This is a genomic window from Streptantibioticus cattleyicolor NRRL 8057 = DSM 46488 (genome assembly GCF_000240165.1).
In the GTDB taxonomy this organism is placed as follows: domain Bacteria; phylum Actinomycetota; class Actinomycetes; order Streptomycetales; family Streptomycetaceae; genus Streptantibioticus; species Streptantibioticus cattleyicolor.
On the sequence record NC_017586.1, the window covers coordinates 2,878,312 to 2,894,169 of the forward strand.

General features: G+C 72.0%; 19 protein-coding genes and 1 pseudogene. 12 read left to right on the forward strand and 8 right to left on the reverse strand.

Annotated features, from left to right (window positions below):
- Positions 1-88: 88 nt before the first annotated feature.
- The 3 genes from SCATT_RS12770 to SCATT_RS12780 all read right to left on the reverse strand — a co-directional run bounded on the left by SCATT_RS12770 (position 89) and on the right by SCATT_RS12780 (position 1,460).
- On the reverse strand, positions 89-295 hold the full coding sequence (locus SCATT_RS12770; RefSeq protein ID WP_014143469.1) for an ATP-binding protein: 207 nt from the start codon (positions 293-295) through the stop codon (positions 89-91).
- Positions 296-396: 101 nt separating this feature from the next.
- Entirely contained in the window at positions 397-1,104 is a 708-nt protein-coding gene (locus tag SCATT_RS12775; RefSeq protein WP_014143470.1) for a cation diffusion facilitator family transporter, read from the reverse strand.
- The gene (locus tag SCATT_RS12780; protein ID WP_231905076.1) at positions 1,101-1,460 is read right to left on the reverse strand and encodes an ArsR/SmtB family transcription factor; all 360 of its coding nucleotides are present in this window, start codon (positions 1,458-1,460) and stop codon (positions 1,101-1,103) included. Before SCATT_RS12780 ends, SCATT_RS12775 begins: the two co-directional genes overlap by 4 nt.
- A gap of 106 nt (positions 1,461-1,566) precedes the next feature.
- Between SCATT_RS12780 and SCATT_RS12785 the strand changes: the two genes are divergently transcribed.
- The 4 genes and pseudogenes from SCATT_RS12785 to SCATT_RS40750 all read left to right on the forward strand — a co-directional run.
- Positions 1,567-1,863 (forward strand): SHOCT domain-containing protein, encoded by a 297-nt coding sequence (locus tag SCATT_RS12785; RefSeq protein WP_014143472.1) that lies wholly within the window; start codon positions 1,567-1,569, stop codon positions 1,861-1,863.
- Between the two features lie 187 nt (positions 1,864-2,050).
- Entirely contained in the window at positions 2,051-2,476 is a 426-nt protein-coding gene (locus SCATT_RS38985) for a sulfocyanin-like copper-binding protein (RefSeq protein WP_014143473.1), read from the forward strand.
- A 247-nt stretch (positions 2,477-2,723) separates the two neighbouring features.
- Entirely contained in the window at positions 2,724-3,551 is an 828-nt protein-coding gene (locus SCATT_RS12795) for a sulfurtransferase (protein ID WP_014143474.1), read from the forward strand.
- A gap of 39 nt (positions 3,552-3,590) precedes the next feature.
- Positions 3,591-4,409 (forward strand): annotated as a pseudogene (locus SCATT_RS40750) (DUF1416 domain-containing protein); the annotation flags it as partial.
- 845 nt (positions 4,410-5,254) lie between these two features.
- Here SCATT_RS40750 and SCATT_RS12800 read toward each other — a convergent pair.
- The 3 genes from SCATT_RS12800 to SCATT_RS12810 are packed head-to-tail and all read right to left on the reverse strand — an operon-like array spanning position 5,255 to position 8,076.
- Positions 5,255-7,510, reverse strand: a complete 2,256-nt coding sequence (locus SCATT_RS12800; protein WP_014143476.1) for a heavy metal translocating P-type ATPase — start codon at positions 7,508-7,510, stop codon at positions 5,255-5,257.
- Complete coding sequence (locus tag SCATT_RS12805) at positions 7,507-7,737, reverse strand: heavy-metal-associated domain-containing protein (RefSeq protein WP_014143477.1); 231 nt, start codon at positions 7,735-7,737, stop codon at positions 7,507-7,509. Before SCATT_RS12805 ends, SCATT_RS12800 begins: the two co-directional genes overlap by 4 nt.
- 42 nt (positions 7,738-7,779) lie before the next feature.
- Positions 7,780-8,076 (reverse strand): metal-sensitive transcriptional regulator, encoded by a 297-nt coding sequence (locus tag SCATT_RS12810; RefSeq protein WP_014143478.1) that lies wholly within the window; start codon positions 8,074-8,076, stop codon positions 7,780-7,782.
- A gap of 666 nt (positions 8,077-8,742) precedes the next feature.
- Here SCATT_RS12810 and SCATT_RS12815 point away from each other — a divergent pair.
- From SCATT_RS12815 to SCATT_RS12830, 4 genes are all read left to right on the forward strand, one after another.
- Positions 8,743-9,363 (forward strand): DUF3105 domain-containing protein, encoded by a 621-nt coding sequence (locus tag SCATT_RS12815; protein ID WP_014143480.1) that lies wholly within the window; start codon positions 8,743-8,745, stop codon positions 9,361-9,363.
- A 54-nt stretch (positions 9,364-9,417) separates the two neighbouring features.
- A complete protein-coding gene (locus tag SCATT_RS12820) occupies positions 9,418-9,663 on the forward strand; it encodes an SHOCT domain-containing protein (RefSeq protein ID WP_014143481.1) in 246 nt (81 codons plus the stop codon).
- 73 nt (positions 9,664-9,736) lie between these two features.
- Positions 9,737-10,291 (forward strand): DUF2752 domain-containing protein, encoded by a 555-nt coding sequence (locus SCATT_RS12825; RefSeq protein ID WP_014627985.1) that lies wholly within the window; start codon positions 9,737-9,739, stop codon positions 10,289-10,291.
- Positions 10,292-10,441: 150 nt separating this feature from the next.
- Positions 10,442-11,698: a L,D-transpeptidase gene (locus SCATT_RS12830; RefSeq protein ID WP_014143483.1), complete on the forward strand. Its 1,257-nt coding sequence runs from the start codon at positions 10,442-10,444 to the stop codon at positions 11,696-11,698.
- Positions 11,699-11,763: 65 nt separating this feature from the next.
- Here the strand turns inward: SCATT_RS12830 and SCATT_RS12835 are convergent, their stop codons facing one another.
- Together SCATT_RS12835 and SCATT_RS12840 are read right to left on the reverse strand one after the other, a co-directional pair.
- Positions 11,764-12,408, reverse strand: a complete 645-nt coding sequence (locus SCATT_RS12835) for a class I SAM-dependent methyltransferase (RefSeq protein ID WP_014143484.1) — start codon at positions 12,406-12,408, stop codon at positions 11,764-11,766.
- A gap of 46 nt (positions 12,409-12,454) precedes the next feature.
- A complete protein-coding gene (locus tag SCATT_RS12840) occupies positions 12,455-12,952 on the reverse strand; it encodes a hypothetical protein (RefSeq protein WP_231905077.1) in 498 nt (165 codons plus the stop codon).
- Between the two features lie 569 nt (positions 12,953-13,521).
- On the opposite strand from SCATT_RS12840, the gene SCATT_RS38580 reads away from it, so the two are divergent.
- From SCATT_RS38580 to SCATT_RS12860, 4 genes are all read left to right on the forward strand, one after another.
- Positions 13,522-13,677 carry a hypothetical protein gene (locus SCATT_RS38580; protein WP_014627986.1) on the forward strand — a complete coding sequence of 52 codons (156 nt, stop codon included), beginning with the start codon at positions 13,522-13,524 and terminating at the stop codon, positions 13,675-13,677.
- 285 nt (positions 13,678-13,962) lie between these two features.
- Positions 13,963-14,352 (forward strand): BlaI/MecI/CopY family transcriptional regulator, encoded by a 390-nt coding sequence (locus SCATT_RS12850; RefSeq protein ID WP_014143488.1) that lies wholly within the window; start codon positions 13,963-13,965, stop codon positions 14,350-14,352.
- On the forward strand, positions 14,349-15,320 hold the full coding sequence (locus SCATT_RS12855) for a M56 family metallopeptidase (RefSeq protein WP_014143489.1): 972 nt from the start codon (positions 14,349-14,351) through the stop codon (positions 15,318-15,320). Before SCATT_RS12850 ends, SCATT_RS12855 begins: the two co-directional genes overlap by 4 nt.
- Before the next feature lie 24 nt (positions 15,321-15,344).
- Entirely contained in the window at positions 15,345-15,668 is a 324-nt protein-coding gene (locus SCATT_RS12860) for a DF family (seleno)protein (protein WP_014143490.1), read from the forward strand.
- Positions 15,669-15,858: the final 190 nt, after the last annotated feature.

The following is a 15,858-nucleotide window of genomic DNA, read 5'->3' on the forward strand; positions in this document are numbered from 1 at the left end:
GCAGCCCCGGGGCGGGCTTCCGCCGCGCGCGGTGCCGGCCGGGTAGGCGGGTGCGTCCGCACCGGATACGGGCATGCGTGCTGCTGCGTCAGCTGCGGTGGGCGGGCAGCGTGAGGAGGAAGGTGGTGCCGTCGCCGGGGGTGCTGCCAGCAGTGATCGTGCCGCCGTGGGCGGCGACCAGTTCGGCGGCGGCCAGGCCGATACCGGAGCCGCCGGCGCGGGCGGTGCGGCCGCGGTAGAAGCGGTCGAAAATCCGGGGGAGTTCGTCGGCGGGGATGCAGGGTGATTCCGGCACCGGCGAAGGCGTCGGCAAAGCTCGCGGTGCGGGCTGATACATCGAAGGGCCGCCCGGTCCTGCTCCCAGGACCGCGCGGCTCACGGTAGGTCGCGGACGGCTCAGCAGCCGCACTCCTCACCACGCCAGGCTTCCATGCCCTCGCGTACCGCGAGGGCGGCGACGAGCAGGCCGACGACCGGGTCGAGCCACCACAGGCCGAACAGGGTGTTGGCGAGCAGGCCGACCAGGACGGCGGCGGCCAGGTAGGCGCACAGCAGGTTCTGTGTGCCTTCACCCGAGGTGGCACCGGAATCCAGCACCTTGCCCAGGCGCCTCTTGGCCTGCCCGAGTAGCGGCATGACGATCAGCGAGGCGACCGACAGCCCGATGCCGAGCCAGCTGGTGGACGGCTTTTCACCCGAGGCCAGGGTGGAGATGGCGTCGTAGGCGATGTAGGGGGCGAGCAGGAAGAAGGTGACCGCGACGGCCTTCTGCGCGCGGGCCTCCGCGGTCTCCGACAGGGTCCGCGTCCCGCTGAACCGCCACACGATGATGACGGAGGCCAGGCCCTCGATCACCGAGTCCAGGCCGAAGCCCAGCAGCGCGACCGATCCGGCCAGCACCGTCGCGGTCACCGCGATCATGCCTTCGGCCGCCATGTAACCGAGAGAGAGCCACGACAGCAACTTCGCCCTGCGGGCGGCCGCATGCCAGGCCGCATCCCGCACCACCGGCGGCCGGCAGCAGGCGTCCGTACACCCGGGCCCGCAGTGACAGTCGGCTGCCGCGGACTCGGCGGTGATCTCGGTCGTCTCGTTCTGGCTCACGCGCCGCTCTCCTGTCCATAGGTGGGGCACAGCGCCACCGCGCACCCGGTGGCCTCCAGTACGGCCTCCGCTGCACTCAGCACGTCCAGCAACGCGGGCTGGGCCAGGGTGAACAGCGACGCACGGCCCACCGGGCGGGAGTCGACCAGCCCACACTCGCGTAGACAGGCCAGGTGTTTGGACACCGTCGACTGCGCCAGGCCGAGCTGGTCGACCAGATCGACCACCCTCGCCTCGCCGACCGCGAGCCGCCGCACGATCGCCAGGCGGGCCGGATCACCGAGTGAGCGGAACAGCGCGGCGGCCGGTGCCAGCTCGGTCCGCCCGGCAGCCACCTCCGGAGTTGTCATCGCCATTCCACGATGATAGCGACACCTTCCGGGGCCGTTCGGCCCCGGGCAGGGAACCCTGTCCCCCTCCGCCTGGACTGCCCGGGGTGCACGCTGGAAACGGGACATACGCATGCAGAAGGTGATCGGCATGATGTGGTACGACGGTGGCTGGGGCATGGGCGGCTGGCTCATCATGACAGTGATCACGGTGCTGTTCTTTGCGCTGCTGATCGCCGGGATCGTCGCGCTCGTCCACTACCTCACGACCACCCATCGCGGCCATCCGGCCGGCCCCCCGCCTTCTTCCAGTGAGCACGAGTGGGGAAACAGGCGGGCTGAGGAGCTGCTCGCGGAGCGGTTCGCCCGCGGGGAGATCGATGAGGACGAGTACAAGCGGCGGCTTGATCTGCTGCGGGAGCGGCGATGAGTGCGAAGCGCCGAGGCGTTGTGTGGCTGGTCGTCGCGGTGGCCGCAGTGGTGCTGGGCGTCGTACGGTGACGCTCGCGGCCACCGGCGCCCTGCGCGGCACGGTGCCGACCGCTCAGATAGCACCTGGAGCTCGGCCCGCAGCGCGGTGCAGTGCTCCGGCACTGCCCGGCCGGGTGGTGGACGTGATGGCGACCGACATGATGGGCGGCATGATGCCGGGCATGATGGGCGGCCCCGACGGGCGCGGCACGGGCTGGCACGGCATGGCCATGATGCGGCTGCTTGTCCACCCTGCCACGGTCCCGGCCGGGACGGTCTCGCTGCGGGTGGTCAACTCGGGCGCCTTCACGCACGAGGTGATCGTGCTGCCATTGCCGACAGGCCAATCGGTGGGGCAGCGCCCGATCGGGTCCGATGGACGCATCGATGAGGTGGGCAGTCTGGGTGAGGCGTCACGCAGCTGCGGCGCCGGCACGGGGGACGGCATCACCCCGGGCGCGTCGGCCTGGACCACGATGACGCTGCAGCCCGGTCGTTACGAGCTGGTGTGCAACGAGCCCGGCCACTACGCCGTCGGCATGTACACCGAGCTCGACGTCACCGCCCGGTAGCAGTCACCGCCGGCGGGGCCCGGGGCCGCCCGCTACGGCGCAGGCCAGATGCCGGAGCGGCGCCCCGGCCTTGGGGCGGGCCTGCGGCCGTCGTCAACACCGGCGATGTCTTGCAGCGGCCCTCTGACCGGTGGGCTCCAGCTCTGGAGCGGGGTCTTGTTGTTGCCAGGCGGATCAAGGTTGACGCCTCGCGACGGCAGGGTTGTGCTGGAAGAGGGGGTACATCCCCAAGGGAAGGGGTACGCCCATGAGCCGTGAGCAATCCCTGGTCGACGCCGACTGGGTGCAGCAGCACGTGGACGATGCGAGCGTGGTGATCGCTGAGGTCGACGAGGATGTGAGCGCCTACGACACCGGTCACATCCCGGGAGCGGTGAAGCTGGACTGGAAGAACGATCTGCAGGATCCGGTCCGCCGCGATTTCGTGGACCAGAAGGGCTTCGAGGAGCTGATGTCGCAGCGCGGCATCACACCCGACCACACCGTTGTGCTCTACGGCGGCAACAACAACTGGTTCGCCGCTTACGCCTATTGGTACTTCAAGGTCTACGGGCACGAGCGCGTGCGCCTGCTCGACGGCGGCCGCAAGCTGTGGGAGCTGCAGTCGCGGCCGCTCACCGAGGAGGTGCCGCAGCGGCCCAGGACCGACTACACCGCCAAGGAGCCGGACTACTCGATCCGGGCTTTCCGTGACGAGGTGCTGGCCTCGATCGGGCAGAAGAACCTGATCGACGTCCGCTCCCCGCAGGAGTTCTCCGGCGAGCTGCTGGCCCCCGCCCACCTGCCGCAGGAACAGGCGCAGCGCGGTGGTCACATCCCGACCGCCAGAAACGTCCCCTGGTCGAAGGCGGCCAACGACGACGGCACGTTCAAGAGGGACGAGGAACTGCGGGCGCTCTACCGCGACGCGGGGGTCGACTTCGACCGCGACACCATCGCCTACTGCCGCATCGGCGAGCGCAGCGCCCACACCTGGTTCGTCTTCCACGAACTGCTCGATCACACGAACGTGCAGAACTACGACGGCTCGTGGACCGAGTACGGCTCGATGGTCGGCGTTCCCATCGAGAAGTGACTTCACGGGAAGGACTCGGTTGCCGGAGGCGGACCAGAGATGACCGCAACACCCGTGGATCCCCACGCCACTACCCGGACCGTCGTGACCGGCCGGGTGCGGGCCGTCGACGGGCCGGCGGCGGGCGCCTGGGTCCGCCTGCTCGACCCGGCAGGGGAGTTCGTCGGTGAGATGGTCACCTCAGCGTCCGGCGAATTCCGCTTCTCCGTGCCTCCCGGGCACTGGGTGCTGCGGGCGCTCACGCCGCACGGTGTCGCGGAGATGCCGGTCGAGGCGGAACCCGGCCGGGCCATAGATGCCGAGCTACGGCTCTCCGAGCGGCTGCCCGAACGCCTGGAGATCATCCAGCTCGCCACGCTCAGCCTCGGCAACCGCAGCTACCTGATCACCGACGGGTCGGTCGCGGTCGCCGTGGACCCCCAGCGCGACCTGGAGCGCATCACCAGCGTGCTCGAGGACCGCGGCCTGCGGCTCGACACGGTCGTGGAAACCCACCTGCACAACGACTATGTCACCGGCGGTCTGGAGCTCGCCCGCCGATACCACGCCACCTACGCGGTGCCGTCCGGGCCGCCACTCGGCTTCGACGCCGTCCGGGTCCGCGGCGGCGACCAGCTGACGGCCGGAGAGCTGCGGATCCAGGTGATCGCCACACCCGGACACACCGACCACCACCTCGCCTATGCGTTCGCGCCCGCCGACGGCCTGCCCCGGCTGGTATGCACCGGCGGCTCCTTGCTGTACGGCACCACGGGGCGTACCGACCTGATGGGCGCGGACCTGGCCGAGCCGCTCGCCCGTCAGCAGTACCGATCGGTCCGCCACCCGGCCGAGGTACTGCCCGACGACACCGTAATCCTGCCGACCCACGGCTTCGGCAGCTTCTGCGCCGCGACGACGGCCGGCGCGGTCCAACGCTCCACCATCGGCCGGGAACGGGCGGTGAACCCTGTCTTCCGCCAGGCGGAGGACGCCTTCGTTACCGGGACACTGACCGGTCTGGAGCCCTACCCCGCGTACTACCGCCGGATGGCGCCGATCAACGCCGCCGGGCCGCCGCCCCGGGCCTCGCTCACCGGTCCCAGGCTGGCGGATCCGGCCGCACTGGCCGACCGGATCACGGCGGGCGAGTGGGTGGTGGACGTGCGTCCGCGAGCCGAGTACGCACCGGTCCACCTGCCGGGCACGGTGAACTTCGACGCCTCCGGAGCCCTTGCCACCTTCCTCGGCTGGCTGGTGCCGTTCGACGCCCCACTAACCCTGCTGGCCGCCGACCACAACGACTTGCAGGCAGCCCGCAACGAGCTGCTGCGGATCGGCTACGACCATCTCGCGGCCGCCGCCATCGGAAACCCATCGGGCGCTGCCCCACGGCGTGGCCTGCCGGCCCAAGCCGGTCTCGTTCTCGAACTTTCGTCCGCTACTGCTCCTGCGTCATGGGGTGCGCGTGCTCGACGGTGTCGTCGATGCAGTGGCGGACGCCGGAAGATGCAGCGAGTGTGCCCGGGTGACCTCCTCGCCGGGCAGGTCGGGCAACCCAAGGTCGAGGATGATCAGGTCGGAGTGGGCGCAGGCGGCCAGCTCCAGCGCCCGGGTGCCGGTTGCGGACGGCAGGACCTGGTAGCCCTCGCGTTGCCAGGTAGTCACCGACCAGGCGGCGCCGCTTGGGCTCGTCGTCGACGATCAGCACGGTTGACGTCATCTCAAGTCACTCCGGCGGGTTCCTGGGCCGCCTGGTCCTCGCGCAGTGGCTCCGGTGCGGCGGGGCGGGCCGGGTGCCGGCCGAAGGCGGCCAGCCGCAGGCTGTTGGAGACCACGGTGACGCTGGAGATGCCCATCGCGATCCCGGCGAGGATCGGGTTGAGCAGCCCGAGGGCGGCCAGCGGGATCAGGATGGTGTTGTAGGCGAAGGCCCAGAACAGGTTCTGCAGGATCGTGCGGTACGTGCGCCGGGCCAGCGCGATGGCGGTGACCACGCCCTCCAGGCTGCCGCCGAGCAGCGTGATGTCGGAGGACTCGATGGCCACGTCGGTGCCGGTGCCGATCGCGATCCCGAGGTCGGCCTGAACCAGGGCGGGGGCGTCGTTGACGCCGTCGCCCACCATCACCACCCGCAGCCCCTCCTCCTGCAGGCGGCGGACCTCGGCGACCTTGTCGGCGGGCAGGACCTCGGCCAGCACCCGGTCGATGCCCACCTGCTGGGCGATCGCGGCCGCGGTGCGCCGGTTGTCGCCGGAGATCATCGCGGTCTTCAGGCCGAGGCGGTGCAGGTCAGCGACCGCGGCGGCCGCATCGTCCTTGACGGTGTCGGCGAGGGCGATCACGCCGCGGGCCTCGCCGTCCCAGCCGACGTAGAAGGCGGTGGCGGCCTGCTCCTCGAACGCCTCCGCCCGGGCCCGGAGCCCGGCCGGGACCGGCCAGCCCGCCTCGGTGAACAGGGCGGTGCGGCCGACGAACACCATCCGGCCGTCCACCGTGCCGCGCACGCCGTGTCCGGGGGTGTTGGCAAACCCTCGCACGGGAGCGACGGGCAGCCCGTGGTCGCGTGCGGCGGTGACGACGGCGGCCGCGATCGGGTGTTCGCTGCCCGCTTCCACCGCGGCGGCCAGTTCCAGGGTCCATTCGTGGCCCGCAGTGCCGATCAGGCGCATGTGGCCGTGGGTGAGGGTGCCGGTCTTGTCGAAGACCACCACGTCCACCCGGCGGGAGGCTTCGAGGACCTCGCCGCCCTTGATCAGCACGCCGAGGGCCGCGCCGCGTCCGGTGCCGACCATGATGGCGGTCGGGGTGGCCAGGCCCAGCGCGCACGGGCAGGCAATGATCAGCACCGCGACGGCGGCGATCAGACCGTGCACCCAGGTCCCGGCCCCCAGTCCCCAGCCGAGCAGGGCGAGCAGCGCGATGCCGGCGACGACGGGCACGAACACCGCCGAGATCCGGTCGGCCAGCCGCTGCACCGGGGCCTGACCGCCCTGGGCCTCCTCCACCAGGCGCACGATCTGGGCCAGCGCGGTGTCGGCGCCGACCCTGGTCGCCCGCACCAGCAGCAGGCCGGAGGTGTTGACGGTGGCGCCGATCGCGGTGTCACCCACGCCCTTGTCCACCGGCACGCTCTCACCGGTGAGCATCGACTCGTCCACCGCCGAGGAGCCCTCCACCACCACCCCGTCGGTGGGCACCTTCTCGCCCGGCCGCACCACCATCACGTCGCCGGGCCGCACCCGGTCCAGGTCCACCAGGCGCTCGCCGCCGTCGGCCTCGCGCAACCGGGCCTGCTTCGCGCCGAGTTCCAGCAGGGCGGTGATGGCTCGGGAGGCCCGTCCCCGGGCACGGGCCTCGAAGTACCGGCCCAGAATGATCGCGGCCAGGATGACCGCGGCGGTGTCGAAGTAGTGCTCGGCGTGCGGGTCGGCCGCGATCCGCAGCGCGGAGAACCCGTAGGCGGCGAGGGTACCCAGCGCGATCAGGGTGTCCATGTTCATCTGGCCCGCCCGGGCCCGCACCCCGGCGCTGCGCAGGATCGGCCAGCCGATCACGAACTGCACCGGGGTGGCCAGGGCCCAGGCCGTGTACGAGGCCGCGGCATTGCGCGGGAAGGCTAGGGCCAGCACGAGTACGGCCACGGCGAGCGGCGCCGCGGCCAGTGCCCGCCACCGCCAGGACCGCTGCTCGGCGGCCGACTCGTCCCCGGCGGGCGGCTCCTCCGCAGCCACCGGCTCCAGGCCGTAGCCGATCGCGGTGACCGCCTGTTCCAGCTGCCCGGCGGAGGTGCTTGCATCGCCGCCCAGGGAGACGGTGGCCTGCGCGGTGGCGAAGTTGACGTGGGCCTCGGTGACGCCGGGCTGCCGCGAGAGGATCTTCTGGACCCGGGCCGAGCACGAGGCGCAGGTCATGCCGTGCACCGCGAAGTGCAGCTCCGTTGCCGCGGGGCCGCGGTCGGGGGATGCGGCCTGGGTCACGATGCGTTCGCCTCCACCACGCCGGCCACCTCGTACCCGGCGTCGTTGATCGCGGCGTCGATCGACGGCCGCCCGGCCGGGGCGTCAAAGGTGACCGTGACGGACTTGGCGGGGATGTCGACGCTGACGGCGGAGACCCCCGGCAGGGCGCCGACCGCGCCTTCAATGGCCTGCTGGCACTTCGCGCAGGAGATCCCGGGCACGGACAGCGTGATCACGTCGGACATCGCGGTGGCCTCTCTGTGGTGTTCGTGGAATGACTGCCTCGGTCAGCGGTGCCGGAACAGCACCTTCATCAGCTCGTCGTAGATGAGCGGATCGTCACCCTTGATCGCTTCGGTGACACACCGCTCCAGATAGTTGCGCGTCACCTGCCGGGCGACGCCGTCCAGCGCCTTCTGCACCGAGGCGATCTGGTCGAGCACGTCCACGCAGTACCGGCCCTCGCGGACCATCCGGGAGATGCCCTGCACCTGCCCGTTGATCTTGGCGAGCCGCACCACCGCGTCCTCGGCCACCTCGGCGGTCAGGTACCCGCCCGCCTGCTCGGTCTCCTGCGAACCCATCCAGAACCTCCTAAGGTATTTAGGAGTCTACTCCTACCCCCTAGGGGTGTCAAAGGGGGACTTCTGTCGCATGGGCGCCGTCCGGCGGAGTGCAGGGGCGGCACATCACGGCTCCATGGCTCCTTCGCACCGGCTGCCCAGCGTCGGACCCGTCGGACCTGGAGAAACAATGAAAGGGGCCACGGAATGATCAGGCGCAGAACCATCGGAATTGCGGCGGCGACCACCCTGCTCGCGGGCCTCGGCACCTACGGCGCGACCGCCGCCTTCGCGACCACCTCCGGCCCCGGCCCACAGGTGACGTCACCGGCCTCCCCGAGTGCCCAAAACGGCCGGGAAGGCGTGATCCGGCACTGCACGGATCAGCTTCCGGCTGGCGAACGCGCCACGGCCCCCGGGCACAGAAGGCGGTCGTGGTCACCTTCTTCCTCCTCACCCGTACGTCGGCTACGACGCGGTTTCCACCTGGGTCGCGGGCAAGAAGGGCATGAGCCAGCACCAGCCACTCCCGATCACCGCCGAGCCCGTGGTGGACCGCTGCGGCTGCGGGCGGGGATGTACGGGCGAGCGGCTGCGCGACGATGACAAACCAGGCAGACTAAGCTCCTAAGGTAATTAGGCTGTAGTGGGGTGTCGGTGGCGATGTGCCTCCTGGAGGGAGAGACGATGAGCAGCGCGAAGGCCCGGGGGTCCGAGGAGCGGCGGCGCAAGATAGCCGAGCAGCGGGCCGCGCAGAAGCGCCAGCAGCGTCGCCGGAAGATCGTGACTTGGACCGTCGGCGGGGTGCTGCTGGCCGCCGTCGCAGGCGGTGGGGCGTTCGCGGTGCTGTCGCAGAAGTCGGCTTCGCAGATCGCCGGGGTGCGCAGTTTCAGCGGTCTGGGGCGTAACCATGTCACCGGGACCGTGAAGTACGCCCAGACCCCGCCAGTGGGCGGCAACCACGCTTCGGTGTGGTTGAACTGCGGCATCTACAACGCGCCGGTGCCCAATGAGAACGCAGTCCATTCCATGGAGCACGGCGCGGTGTGGATCACCTACCGGCCGAGCCTGCCCGCCGCCGATGTCAGCAAGCTGGCGGCTGCGGTGCGCGGCAAGGCATACACCCTTCTCTCTCCCTACCCCGGCCTGCCGGCCCCGGTGGTGGCCAGTGCCTGGGGCAAACAGCTGAAGCTCACGGATGCCTCTGACGCCCGGCTGGCGAAGTTCGTGCACACCTACGCGGCCGGACCGCAGACACCGGAGCCCGGTGCGCCGTGCACCGGCGGGACCGGCACCCCGACCGGGTGAGTCGCCGCCCGACACCCGCGCCACCCGGCGAGGAACCACACAGGAGGAGTCGCCATGGGATGGATGATGACCGGCATGGGGATCTGGACCCTGCTGGGTGGCCTGCTGCTGGTCGCCCTGCTCGGGCTGGCCGTGGTCGCCGTGGCCGCGGTGCTGCGATCGAGGGCGCCAGGTGGACTGCCGCCGGGCGGCAGGCGCGGCCCGGAGGAGGCGCGGGAGATCCTGCGCCGCCGGTACGCGGCCGGTGAGATTGACGAGGACGAGTTCTGGCGCCGGATGTCCGGGATCAACGCAGAATGACCTGGGCGGCGGCCGCCGGGAGGCGGGCGGTGGTGGGCAACGGCATCGCCGTGCAGGGGGTGGAGGAGTGAGGGTGCCGACACCGTCGTGGCCGTTGACGGTGGGGTGGGAGGATCGCGACGCGCACCCGCGGGCGGTCCCGCTGGCGCTCGCGGGCGGGGCCGGCGCTGCGGCCATGGCGGTCTTCGGACTGCCGCCGGTGGATCTGCACGGGCCGCTGCACTTTCTCGGCGTGATGGATCCGCTGTGCGGGATGACCCGGGCGAGCAGGCTCCTCGTGCTTGGCCATATCGGTGATGCCCTGCGGTACAACCCCGCGGCCCCGGCGCTCGCGGCCGGAGCGGTCGCGGCGCTGGTCAAGGCTGCGTGGGGGCGGGCGGTCGGCCGCTGGTGCACCGTCCGCCTCTCCCGGCACGGCTGGGCCGCGCTCTTCTGGGTGCTGGTGATCGCGGGATGGGAGACGAACCAGCAGGCCGATGCTGAGCACCACTCCTGTGCCGCTGAGCGTGTCCCCGCTCGCCGCCGGGGCCGCAGCCGCGGCCCTGGCCGCCGCCGGGGCCGCAGCCGCGGCCCTGGCCGCCGTCGCGTTGACGTGGAGACCCTGGCGCAGCCGGGCCCGGGGCGGTGAGGAGCCCGCGGCCTGGGAGTCCAAGAGCGCTGAAATCCACTGACCGGAGCTGCACGAACCCCACCGAGACATATCAGCCTCGCAACGCGCACAACCGCGCCCAGGGGCAAGCAGTCTCATCACACGTCATCCGAGATGGGGAGACTCGATTTGATCACGGCACAGACGGCGCACGCCGCAACGAACACGGCCCACGGAAGGACACCCAGGGGCCGCTACCGGCGTACCCGCCACGGACTGCTCGCCCTTTCGGTCGGCGCCGTCCTGCTCGGGGTCTCCGCCTGCGGCGGGAGCGCCGGCGCCCAGCCCAGGGGAGGCAACGGTGCCGCTTCCGCGACCGCCTCGCAGGCCAGGTTGAGCATCCTGCCGAAGAACGGCGCTACCGGCGTCGACACTACCGGCGCGCTCAAAATATCCACGGCCGGCGGTAAGTTGACGAAGGTCGCGGTGACCTCCGCCGACGGCGCTGCGGTTGACGGCGCGATATCCGCCGACGGAAGCAGCTGGATACCTGCCGGCGCCCTGCATACCGGCACGCGCTACACGGTCGCCGCCACTGCGACCGACGCCGTGGGCCGCAGCTCCGTTCAGCATTCGTCGTTTACGACCCTCACGCCCTCGGCCACGAACTACGGCGTGTTCAACGTCGATTCGGGTGCGACCTACGGCGTCGGCATGGAGGTATCGCTGAACTTCACCAAGCCCGTCGCGAACGTGGCGGCCGTGGCCAAAGCGGTCACTGTCACCGCCAGCCCGCAGGTGGACGTGCGCGGCCACTGGTTCGGCAACCAGCGCCTGGACTTCCGCCCGGAGAACTACTGGGCGCCGGGCACCAAGGTGACGCTGCACCTGCGGCTGAACGGGGTGACGACCGCATCCGGCGTGTACGGGCAGCATTCCAAGGACGTGTCCTTCACCATCGGCCGCTCGCAGACCTCGGTCGCCGACAACACCGCCCACACGCTGAAGATCTACCGGGGCGGTTCGCTGTACAAGACACTGCCGGCCAGCCTCGGTGACGCCCAGCACACCACGTACAACGGCAAGATGGTCATCATGGAGAAGGACCCGGTGGTCGACATGGACTCGCGCACCGTAGGTCTGGGCAACGCCTACCACATCAAGGACGTGCCACACGGGATGCGGCTGTCCAGCTCGGGCACGTTCGCGCACGGCAACTACTGGCGGCCTGTGTCGGTCTTCGGCAACGAGAACACCAGCCACGGCTGCGTGGGCCTGCACGACGTCAAGGGCGGCGGCGACCCCTCCACCCCGGCGGCCTGGTTCTACAACAACTCGCTGATCGGCGACGTGGTCCAGGTCGTCAACTCGCCCGACACCACCATCGCCCCGGACAACGGCTGGAACGGCTGGAACATGCCCTGGTCCCAATGGATGGCCAACTGACGCTCCGCGCCGCACGGTTCACCCACGGCCCCGCAGTGCCCCCGCCCCGGGGCCGGCAGCGGCGGTCAGCCGGGCGGCGCTACGGCGGTGCCCGCGACGAAAGGCGCGATGAGCGGGATACGAGGCACAGGTTTGAACGTCTCGACGGCCTGCACGGTGAATCCGGCGGCGGCAAGAGCGGCCAGGGTGTCGCAGTTGGGGTGGCAGCCCGCGCCGAGGTAGTGCACCAGCGGGGCGAGAAGGTCCTGCGCGCGGGCGGCCGCCCCGGTGGCCCGGACGTGTTCGAGGAAGGCGAGCTGTCCTCCTGGGCGCAGGACGCGGCGGATCTCGGCCAGTGCCCGGGCCTGATCGGGGACAGTGCACAGCACCAGGGTGCACACCACGGCGTCGAAGTACCCGTCCGGGAAGGGCAGGACCTCCGCGGCGGCGTCCACCACCTGCACCGGCACGTGGGCCCGGCCGAGCTTCGCGGTGAGCCGCTCGCGCATCGCGGCCGACGGCTCCACCGCGCTCACCTGGCCAGCGGCCCGGAAGTGGGGCAGGTTCGCGCCGGTGCCCGCACCGAGATCCAGGACCCGGCCGGTCAGGCCGGCCACCAGGGCGGCCCGGCGGGCTCCAGCCCACCGGCGTTCGACGCCGGCGTTCATCCGGTCGTACCAGGCGGCGAAGCGCCGCTCCACGCGGGACTGCGCAGCAGGGCCGGTGGGCATGAGGGTTCTCTTTCCAGGTGAGGAGTCAGGGGCTCGCTACGGGGTCTTACCCGGCGCCCAGCACCGCCACGGCGGTGACGACGGCGGCCAGCAGGGCGGCGGCACCGTGGTGCACGGCCAGCATGCGTCCAGGCGGGCCGCGGTGCGAGGCGGCCCGAACGCTCACGCGTGCGGCCTGCAGCAGGACACCCGCCGCGAAGGCGGGCACCAGGGACGTGGCCGCCACGGGCAGACGTGCCGCCTCCAGGACCCACGCTCCGGCCAGCGGACCTAGGCACATCAGCGCCAGCCAGGCCGCCCTGCTCCGGCGCTGCTGGCCGGACAGCAGCGCGCCGACCGCGAGTCCTTCGGCCAGGGCGTGCACCGCCAGCGCGGCCGCCGTGGTCAGTGAGCCGCCCACGGCCAGCACCGATCCCTCCATGATCCGGTGGGCGGCCACCGCCCCCGCGGCACCGATTCCTCCGGCCTTCTCCGGCTCGCACGGGCAGCCCGCGCGGGCCACCGCCCCGGCCACCGCGAAGGCGGCCGCGGCGACGGCCGGCACCACCCCACACCGGGATACCGGCCCCGGGCGCGGCGGCCCAGGCGTCGGGCAGCAGGTGCAGGCCCGCGATCACCAGCAGTGCCCCCGCCGCACCCGCCAGCCACACCCCCTCACGGCCCGGGCGCCGCCAGGCCAGCGACGCCCCCGCCACGGTGGCCGCCGCTACCAGCCCGGCCCCGCCGGCGACCAGCACCGACGGCGCATACCCTCCCCCGGCCAGGGCGTCCGCCGCGTCCCGCACAACCAGCACCTGCCATTCCCCCCTGCCCGCCCGAACGGGCCCGCATCGGGGCAGAACGGGCCCCCATCGGACAACACCCCAGGTCTGCCCGCTGCAGCCCACCGCACTCCTAAAGTCCTTAGGCATTGGTGGTGCGCCGGCCTGCGGGCTGACCGGCAGACGCGCCGGGCGCACGCTTTCTGGAAGCGCCCGGCGTCAAGCGTGAGAACCGTGGCCTCTATGCCCTGCCGCTGTGGGGCAGCAGTCCGCCCCTCCGTGGTGGCGGCCGGACTCCCGGGGGGCGCGGGTCCGTGTCCCACCGGGGTCGCAGCACCGGCACGCCGGGGCCGTGCAGCAGTCACGGCAGCAGTCCGTGCCGGGCGGACGGCAGTCGCACGGCATCGCTACCGCCCGCAGCCCGGCCGAGGTCACCGAGACCGGGGCAGCCATCGCGGCCATGGAGGGCATCGAGGCCGTGGCGGGGTGGGTGGCGGCGTGGGCCTGAGCCAGGCCGGCGATGCTGGCCGTGGCGGTCAGGGCGGTCCCGGCGAGTATGCCGGCCCGGGCGAGAAGTCGCAGTCGCATGGATGATCCCTTCGTCTCTGCTCCGCCTCCACGGCCGGTGCCGCAGAGTGCGCACGGGATCACACTACGTAGCTCCTTAGGATGTTAGGCAACCGGGCGGGGGAAAGATCACCCGGATGCAGGACAGGCCGTTGCCACACCCTGCCCTGCGGGTTCCTAGGGCGCTTAGGATGGAGGCTGAGTCCGGACGACATGAGGAGGCGGGATGCCGTACTTCGGCGACCTGGAAGCCGCGATCATGAACGCGGTGTGGGCGTCGGACGAACCGGTCCGGGTCCGTGATGTCCTGGAGCGCCTGGACCGCGATCCCGGGCCCGCCTACACCACCGTGCAGACGGTGATGGACATCCTCTTCCGCAAGGGCTGGCTGACCCGCGTCAAGAAGGGCCGGGTCAACCTCTACGCCGCCGCCGCCAGCCGCGACGACTACGTCAGCGGGCTGATGGACGAGGCGCTGGCCGCCGCCGAGGACCGCACGGCGGCGCTGGTGAGGTTCTTCGAGGGCATGGACCCGGAGGAGACCGCCACGCTGCGCCGCATGCTCGGCGCCGCCAAGTCCGGCCAGTCCGCCGAGCCGCAGGAGCCGGCCCGGTGAGCGCGGCACTGATCCTGCTCGCCTACGCCGCCGTGCTGGCGCTGGCCGGGCCGCGGCTGCTGGCCCGGGGCGACTGGACCGAGCGGGCGCCGAAGCTGGGGATCATCGCCTGGCAGTCGCTGGCCGCCACTATCGTGGTCTCCGTGGCGCTGGCCGGCTTCGCCCTCGTCGTGCCGACCATGCGGGTCAGCGCCGACCTGGCCGACCTGCTGAAGGCGTGCATCATGGCGCTGCGCAGCCAGTACGCCACCCCGGGCGGGGCCGCCGCCGCCGCCGTCGGGGCGACGGCCGGCCTGGCGGTACTCGCCCGCGCCGTCTGGTGCGTGGCTGCCTCACTCACCACTGCCGTACGCTCCCGCGGCCGTCACCGCGACACCCTCGCCCTGGTCGGCACGCCCTCCCCCCGCCTGGGTGCGGTCGTGGTCGACCATGACGAGCCCGCCGTGTACTGCCTGCCCGGATGGCGCCGCCGGATCGTGGTCACCACCGGCGCGCTGCGCCTGCTCGACGACGACCAGCTCGCCGCCACCCTCGCCCACGAGCGCGCCCACCTCGACCAGCGCCACGACCTGGTGCTCGCCTGGTCCGGCGGCCTGGCCCGCGCGTTCCCCCGCATCCGGCTGTTCACCCAGGCCCACACCGAGACAATGCGGCTGGTGGAACTGCTCGCCGACGATGTCGCCGCCCGCACCTCCGAGCGGCTGACCCTGGCCGAGGCACTGCTGAACCTGGCCGGCGCCCGCACCCCCGCTGCCGCCCTCGGGGCCGGAGGAACCACCGCCGCGCTGCGCGTGCGGCGCCTCATCGCCCCACACCGACCACTGGGCCGCGCCCGCACCGCGCTCACCTCGACCACCGTGGCCGTACTGCTCGCCCTGCCCCTGATCGGCCTGGCCGCCCCCGCCATCGCCACCGGACACCTGCACTACTGCCCCCCGGGATCCGTGGCCGCGTCCACCATGCGCTGACCAGCCTGAGGAAAGGACCGAGCCGTGGACATCGAGTTGCTGGTCGTCAACGACTGCCCCAGCCAGGAAACGGCCGCGGCGCTGCTGCGCCACGTCCTGGACGAGGCCGGGCTGCCCGGCACGCCCATCCGGACGGTGACGGTCACCAGCCAGCGGCAGGCCGAGGGCCTCGGCTTCACCGGCTCGCCCACCATCCGCATCGACGGCCGCGACCCGTTCGCCGAACCCGGCCGCCCCGCCGGACTGTCCTGCCGCCTCTACCCCACCGCCTCCGGGCTGGCCGGCCTGCCCGAACCCGGCCCGCTCCGCCAGGCCCTTGAGCGCGCCGCCCGCACCCCGCACACCTGAACCAGCCGAGGCCGCCGACTCCCCTGGCCGCCAGAACGCCCGCGCCGCTCACTCTTGCCGACAGCCTCCACACCGACGCTGACCAGCGCCCCGCCGGTACGGACACCGAGCCGGCGCAGACCTGCGCAAGGGCCACAACCAGCAGTGCAGCAGCTCCCGCAGCCCCAGCATCGGCTCCCGGGGGGGAACC